5 protein-coding genes are annotated in these 7,605 nt (G+C 63.9%); all 5 read right to left on the bottom strand.

The window, feature by feature from the left end; translation table 11 throughout:
• Nucleotides 1-242: 242 nt before the first annotated feature.
• Nucleotides 243-1,199: a glutathione synthase gene (gene gshB, locus AC04MI_RS12455; protein WP_436076858.1), complete on the bottom strand. Its 957-nt coding sequence runs from the start codon at nt 1,197-1,199 to the stop codon at nt 243-245.
• A 52-nt stretch (nt 1,200-1,251) separates the two neighbouring features.
• The gene (locus AC04MI_RS12450; protein ID WP_436076857.1) at nt 1,252-2,439 is read right to left on the bottom strand and encodes a benzoate/H(+) symporter BenE family transporter; all 1,188 of its coding nucleotides are present in this window, start codon (nt 2,437-2,439) and stop codon (nt 1,252-1,254) included.
• Between the two features lie 171 nt (nt 2,440-2,610).
• Nucleotides 2,611-4,479, bottom strand: a complete 1,869-nt coding sequence (locus tag AC04MI_RS12445) for a potassium transporter Kup (RefSeq protein ID WP_476497887.1) — start codon at nt 4,477-4,479, stop codon at nt 2,611-2,613.
• A gap of 257 nt (nt 4,480-4,736) precedes the next feature.
• Nucleotides 4,737-6,032: a glutamate--cysteine ligase gene (gshA, locus tag AC04MI_RS12440; protein ID WP_476497886.1), complete on the bottom strand. Its 1,296-nt coding sequence runs from the start codon at nt 6,030-6,032 to the stop codon at nt 4,737-4,739.
• 96 nt (nt 6,033-6,128) lie between these two features.
• Nucleotides 6,129-7,595: a TrkH family potassium uptake protein gene (locus AC04MI_RS12435; RefSeq protein ID WP_121941250.1), complete on the bottom strand. Its 1,467-nt coding sequence runs from the start codon at nt 7,593-7,595 to the stop codon at nt 6,129-6,131.
• Between the last annotated feature and the right edge of the window lie 10 nt (nt 7,596-7,605).

The raw sequence follows: 7,605 nt of genomic DNA, 5'->3' as shown, positions 1-7,605 counted from the left end.
CTTGTATTCTATACCGGTTTTTAACCACCAAGAAGACAAAACCAAACTTTCTTCGCCAACCTTCCGGGCCATCTGCCGCAGCACCTAAGCGCCACCACAAACCACCCCATCGACCCCATCGACCCCAACACTTTTGCGCTCAGGTCTCAGTAGCGAAGCCCTCRACTATAGCACGGTTTACAACAGGCAGCAGGGTAAACCCAGGGATTGATCTAACAGTCCCTGTACACGAGACAAACCCCTCAACCACCAACGGCCGCAACCGCAGACTCCAAAGCGTCTACAAATAGGAAGGCCACATCGCAGCCTGTCTGATCAAAGATTTCCTGGAAGCAGGTCGGGCTGGTGACATTGATCTCTGTGACGCAGTCGCCGATCACGTCTACACCAGCCARCAGCAAGCCACGCGACTGCAGCACCGGGCCCAGCGCTTCGCCAATCTCATGATCCCGCGCAGACAGAGGGCGCGCCACGCCCTTGCCGCCAGCGGCCAGATTGCCGCGCACTTCGCTGCCCTGGGGAATACGCGCCAGGCAGAACGGCACAGGCTTGCCGCCGATGATGAGGACCCGCTTGTCGCCATCAACGATCTCGGGCAAAAACTTTTGCACCATCACGCTTTGCGCGCCGTGGCGGTTGAGGGTTTCGGTGATGCTGCCCAGGTTGAGGCCGTCTGGGCCCACACGGAAGATGCCCATCCCACCCATGCCATCCAGAGGCTTGAGGATGATGTCCTGGTGCTCCGCATGAAAGCGGCGAATGTCTTCCGCATCCCGGGTGACCAGCGTCGGTCCGATGAACTGTGGAAACTCCATGATGGCCAGCTTTTCCGGATGGTCCCGCAGAGCGCTGGGTTTGTTGAACACCCGGGCGCCATCGCGCTCCGCCTGCTCCAGCAGGTGGGTGGCGTAAAAGTACTCGCTGTCGAAGGGCGGGTCCTTGCGCATGAGTACAGCATCAAAATCAGCCAACGCTGCGCTGCGCTGCGGCTGGGCCTCGTACCAATGGGTGGCATCCCCCGTGAGGCGAACGTCCTGCACCCGTGCGGTGACCTTGCTGCCGCGCTGCCAGGTGATGTGCTGCGGTTCGCAGACCGTGAGGGTATGACCACGCCGCTGTGCCTCGCGCATCATGGCGAAGGTGGTGTCCTTGTAGATCTTGAAGCTTTGCAGCGGGTCGGCGATGAAGAGCAGTTTCATGGTGTCGGGTCAAGAAATGGAGGAGGCCAGGGGCCCAGGCAGCCAAGGCGACTTACGCGCCGCTGGCCTGCGAACGCCTGTACTGTTGCACAAATAGCGCAATGCTGCCGGCCACCACGCCCCAGAAGGCCGAGCCCACCCCAACGATGACCACACCGCTGAGGGTGACGAGAAAGGTAATGAGTGCCGCCTCGCGGTGCGACTCGTCCCGCAGCGCCGCCGCCAGGCCGTTGCCAATGGTGCCCAGAAGCGCCAAACCCGCAATGGCCACCACCAGCTCTTTGGGAAAGGCGGTAAGCAGCCCGGTGATGACTGCGCCAAACAGACCGATCGCCACATAGATGGCGCCACATGCCACCGCGGCCGTGTAGCGCCGGCGGCGATCGGCGTGCGCCTCAGGGCCCATGCACATCGCGGCGGTGATGGCGCTGAAGTTGAGCGCAAACGCCCCGAAAGGCGCCAGCACCAGGGTGGCCAGACCCGTGAGCGTGATGAGCCGGGAGATGGGCAAGTTGTAGCCCGACGCCCGGATCACCGCCACCCCGGGCAGGTTCTGCGACGCCATGGTGACCACAAACAAAGGAATCGCCAGGCTGACGGCAGCCGCTACGCTGAACTGGGGCGCCGTGAAAACCGGCAGGGCCAGCTCCAGCTGCACCGCCGACCAGGCCATCTGCCCCTGGGTGGCCACGAACACCACCGCTACGGCGAGGGTGATGACCACCGCATACCGGGCAGCCAAACGGCGGCTCACCAGATACACCATCAACATCAGCAGCACCAAGGGCAATGCGGTCTGGGCTGCCGCAAACGCCTGCAGGCCAAAGCGGGCCAGCACGCCGGCCAGCAGGGCAGCGGCGATTTCCATGGGGATGCGGTTCATCACGCGCTCGAACCAGCCGGTGACGCCCGCCAGGGTGATGAGCAACGCGCTGATCATGAAGGCTCCGATGGCCTCGCCCATGCTGAAACCGCCCGCCAACCCCGCAGTGGCCAGCACGGCGGCGCCCGGTGTGGACCAAGCCACCATGACGGGCTGGCGCAAGATCAGCGAGGGCACCAGCGAACACAGTCCCATGCCCAGACCCAGCGCCCACATCCAGGACGTGATCTGCGCGGGTGTGGCCCCAAATGCCAGGGCGGCCTGGAAGACGATGGCCACCGAGCTGGTAAAGCCCACCAGCACCGCCACGAAACCCGCCACCGCCGTGGAAAGGCTCAGGTCTTTGAAAAATTGCATGGGCGCGATTCTGGCACCGCGCGCGCCTGGCGCTCAGGCAGGCCGTCAGCCCACTCCAGCAGCTACAGTATTAATAGCATCTCAGACAATGAGCACTAGCGCTACAAGGCAAAAACGGCGTAAAACCAGCCCGAGGCTCCGTCCCAGGCCAGGGGGAGCCCCCTCAGCCCGTCAGATCTCGATCTTGGAGCCCAGCTCGACCACCGCGTTGTTGGGCAGGTGCAGAAAGTCGGCCGCGCCACTGGCGTTGTGGTGCATTTGGGCAAACAGCTTTTCGCGCCAAGGCGCCATGCCGCTGCCGATGGTGGGAATGACGGTGTCCCGCGACAGGAAATAGCTGGTGGTCATCGACTCCAACTCGCAGCCACGCCCACGCAGCAGCTCCAGCGCGCGGGGCAGATCGGGGTCGTTCTTGAAACCGTAATGCACCACCACCTGCCAGCAGTCGTGCCCCAGCGATTCGACTTGCAGCCGCTTGTCCAGACCAATCCAGGGCGTCTCGTGGTTGTGCACGGTGACAAACAGGTTTTGCTGGTGCAGCACCTTGTTGTGCTTGAGGTTGTGCAGCAGGGCATTGGGCACCGCGCCGGTTTCGGCCGTCAGGAAGACGGCTGTGCCATCCACCCGCGTGGGCGGGCTGATGAAGATCGACTCAAGGAAGTCCTTGAGGTCGATGGCATCGGCACGCAGCTTGTCATTGAGCAGGCGGCGCCCTTCCTTCCAGGTCATCATGAGCGAGAACACGATGCCGCCGATCATCAGCGGGAACCAGCCACCCTGGAACAGCTTGAGCAGGTTGGAGGCGAAGAACGCCAGGTCCACCACAAAGAAGCAGCCCGTGGCCGCAACGCACAGCGCCAGCGGATACCGCCAGCCGTAGCGGATCACGAAGAAGGTCAGCGTGGTGGTGATCAGCATGTCCAGCGTCACCGCGATGCCGTAGGCGGCTGCCAGATTGCTCGACGAGCGGAACATSACCACCGCCAGCACGATGGCCACGAACAGCCCCCAGTTGACCAGCGGMATGTAGATCTGSCCCGYSKYGCGCACGCTSGTGTGCTSGATGTTCAGGCGCGGCAGGTAGCCCAGCTGGATGACCTGCTTGGTCACGCTGAATGCGCCGGTGATCAACGCCTGCGAGGCAATCACGGTGGCCATGGTGGCCAGGATCACCAAAGGCACCAGCGCCCAGTCGGGGGCCATCAGATAGAACGGGTTCTTSACGGCCTCGGGSTYMGCCAGCAGCAGCGCGCCCTGGCCRAARTARTTGAGSGTGAGCGCCGGCATGGCCACACCAAACCAGGCCAYGCGGATCGGSCGCTTGCCGAAGTGGCCCAGGTCGGCATACAAGGCCTCGGCGCCCGTCACGCACAGCACCACCGCGCCCAGAATGATGAAACTGGTGCCCGGGTTGGCCCACATGAAGCCCAACGCATGGTGCGGACTCAGCGCCCACAAGATCTCCGGATGCCCCACGATGTGCGACACGCCCAGCAGCGCGATGGTGACAAACCACACCAGCGTGATGGGACCAAAAAACTTGCCGATGCCGCCCGTGCCGCGCTTTTGCACGGCAAACAGGCAAAACAGCACCACCAGCGTGATCGGTATCACGTAGTGCTTGAAGTGATCCGACACCACTTCCAGCCCCTCSACCGCCGAMAGCACCGAGATGGCCGGSGTGATGACGCCRTCGCCRTARAASAGCGAGGTGCCRAARATGCCCACSRSCAGCARCACGYKGCGCAGCYKGGGCTTGTCKKYSACCGCSYGSGAGGCCAGSGCCAGCATGGCGAYSAGGCCSCCCTCRCCKTSGTTGTCGGCGCGCAGCACCAGCACCACGTACTTCAGGGAGACGATGACCGTGAGGGTCCAGAAAAAGATGGAGAGGATGCCGTAGATGTTTGCGGGCGTGAACGGCACATGGCCGGACCCGAACACCTCCTTGACGGCATACAGCACGCTGGTGCCGATATCGCCATACACAACACCGATGGCGCCCAGCGTGAGCGCTGCGAGCGATGACTTGGAGCTTTGCACTGACCACCCCCGCGCACTGGGCCTGACGGGGTTCCGTTACTTTTGGGAACGCTATTGTGCGCCTGAGCCAGATCAAGCGATTGGAGGCGAAACCCCATGTTGCGACGCAGCAACTTGCCCTTGGCAACCGGGCGCGGGCGTGGCATGCGGGACCACCGCACTCCCCCGCAGGCCCGCTGTGCAGCGTCGCCGAGAGGGCGCAGACGCTGAAACCCGGTATCCCCAAGACCCGCAAGGGGCCCCAAAGACTCTGGTTTTCAGTCGTACACCTCGGCGTCGGGGTTGGTGGCCTCCAGCTCGTAGCTGGCCGCCAGCATCGCCAGCCGGGCCACCACGCCGTACATATAGAAGCGGTTGGGCGCGCTCACACCCGGGCGCACGCCAGGCTGGGGCATGTGGRTGCTGTGTTCAAAGGCCAGGGGCACAAAGCTCGCGCCGGGGGCGTTGAGGTTCTCATCCACACCGCGCTCGGCATGCATGCGGTAGAAGCCCCCCACCACGTAGCGGTCCATCATGTAGACCACAGGCTCGGCCACGGCGTCGTTCACGCGCTCTTGCGTCAGCACCCCTTCCTGGATGATGACTTCGCTCACCGGCTGGCCGTCCTTGATCACGGCCATCTTGTTGCGCGTCTTGCGGTTGACCGCGTCCAGCTCCTTGGCGTCGCGCACAGTCATGATGCCCATGCCGTAGGTGCCGTTGTTGGCCTTGACGATCACGAAGGGCTTTTCGTTGATGCCGTATTCCTTGTACTTGCGGCGCACCTTGGTCAGCAGTGCGTCCACGCTGGTCTGCAGCTGGTCCATGCCCGTGCCCTCGGCAAAGTCCACCTCGCCGCACTGGCTGTACATGGGGTTGACCAGCCAGGGGTCGATGCCCAGCATCTTGCCAAAACGCTTGGCCACCTCTTCGTAGTTCTTGAAGTGGGTGCTCTTCTTGCGCACGCTCCAGCCGGCGTGCAGCGGGGGCAGCAGGTACTGCTCGTGGATGTCTTCCAGAATGCCGGGGGCGCCTGCGGTGAGGTCGTTGTTCAGCAGGATGGTGCAGGGGTCAAAGTCCTTGAGCCCCAGCCGGCGCTTGGTGCGCACCACGGGTTCCAGGGTCACGGTGTCGCCGTTGGGCAGCTCGATCAGCGTGGACTTCTTGATCTCGGGGCTGATGGAGCCCACCCGCACGTTCAGGCCCGCCATGTTGAAGATGCGCTGCAGCTGCACCACGTTGGACAGGTAGAACGTGTTGCGCGTGTGGTTCTCCGGAATGATCAGCAGGTTGCGCGCTTCGGGGCAGATCTTCTCGATGGCAGCCATCGCAGCCTGCACGGCCAGGGGCAGCATCTCCTTGGTCAGGTTGTTCCAACCGCCCGGGAACAGGTTGGTGTCGACCGGGGCCAGCTTGAAACCCGCATTGCGGATGTCTACCGACGTGTAGAACGGCGGGGTGTGCTCCATCCACTCCAGCCGGAACCAGCGTTCGATGGCGGGCATCGAGTCGAGAATGCGCTGTTCGAGTTCGTTGATCGGCCCGGTGAGGGCCGTGATGAGATGCGGAACCATGGAAAGCCCTCGGGAAGCGATTGCGGTGAATTGTAGGATGTGGGGTCAGGCCAGGTTTTCGCAAGTCACCCCCGGCGCAGCCACGGCCCTGCCCCCTTACCGGCGCCAGAACGCCGGGGTGAGCAAGGCCATGAAGCTCAGAATCTCCAGCCGCCCCAGCAGCATGGCCAGGGTGCATACCCAGATCTGGAAATCGGTGAGCACCGCATAGTTGGACGCGGGCCCCACGCTGCCCAGGCCTGGGCCCGCACAGTTGACGCTGGCCAGCACCACCGAAAACGCCGTCACCGGGTCCAGGTCTGTCAGCAACATGACCATGCTCAGCCCAAAGACCGTGCCACCATAGACCAGCATGAAGGCCAGCACCGAGAAGATCACCCGGTTGTCCACCACGGCATCGCCCAGCTGCACCGGCTGCACCGCGCGCGGGTGCACCAGGCGGTTCATCTCGCGGCGCGCCTGCTTGACCAGAATGAGCATGCGCACCATCTTGATGCCACCGCCCGTCGATCCGGCACTGGTGGCCACGCCCGACAGCAGCAGCATGAACACCGGCGCAAACACGGGCCAGGCCAGGTAGTCCACCGTGGCAAAGCCAGTGGTGGTGGCCAGCGACACCAGGTTGAACATGCCATGGCGCAGCGCGTCCAGCGGCGCGTACACGCCCTTGGCCCACAGCAGCAGCGCCACCAGCAGGCCGCCGCCAATCAACGTCACCAGCGTGGCCCGCAGCTCCGGGTCGCGCCAGAAGCCGCCCCACTGGCCCTTGCGAATGGCGACGAAGTACAACGCAAAATTGCAGCTGGCCACGAGCATGAAGAAGATGCAGATCGCCTCCAGCAACGGGGACTGGAAGTAGCCAAAGCTCAGGTCGTGCGACGACAGCCCCCCCAGGCTCACGGTGGTGAACATGTGCATCAACGCATCCAGCGGGGCCATGCCCCCGGCCCAGTAGGCCAGGCCACACAGCACGGAGAACAGCGCATACACCCCCCAGAGCCCCTTGGCTGTACCGGTCATGCGTGGCGTCAGCTTGGTGTCCTTCAGCGGCCCGGCCGCCTCGGCCTTGAACAGCTGGCTGCCCCCCACGCCCAGCAGCGGCAGCACGGCCACGGCCAAAATCAGGATGCCCATGCCACCCATCCACTGCAAAAAGGTGCGCCACACATTCACCGACACCGGCAACGCATCCAGGCCCGCCAGCACGGTGGAGCCCGTGGTCGTCAGCCCCGACACCGCCTCGAAGTAGGCGTGCGTGAACGACAGCGGGTGTCCGGTGTAGTGCCCGGCCAGCATCAGCGGCAGCGCGGCCGACAGGGGCAACAGCATCCACACCAGAGAGACCAGCATCACGCCGTGGCGCGGCTGCAGCTCCTGCCGGAACAACCGCAGCCGCCACCACAGCCACGCGCCGGCCAGCATCGTGGCGCCCATGGACAGCGGGTACACAAACCAGACGCCGTCGCGCGTCCACAGCGAGACTACCAGCGGCAGGCCCATGGACAGCGAGAAGATCATCACCAGAATGCCCAGCACGCGCAGAACGGGAAACATGTCCGTCATGGGGGTCTCG

It is taken from the genome of Acidovorax sp. LjRoot204 (assembly GCF_056175785.1).
Note: the sequence above shows the minus strand (reverse complement) of the source record. Positions and strands in the feature narration are given on the sequence as shown.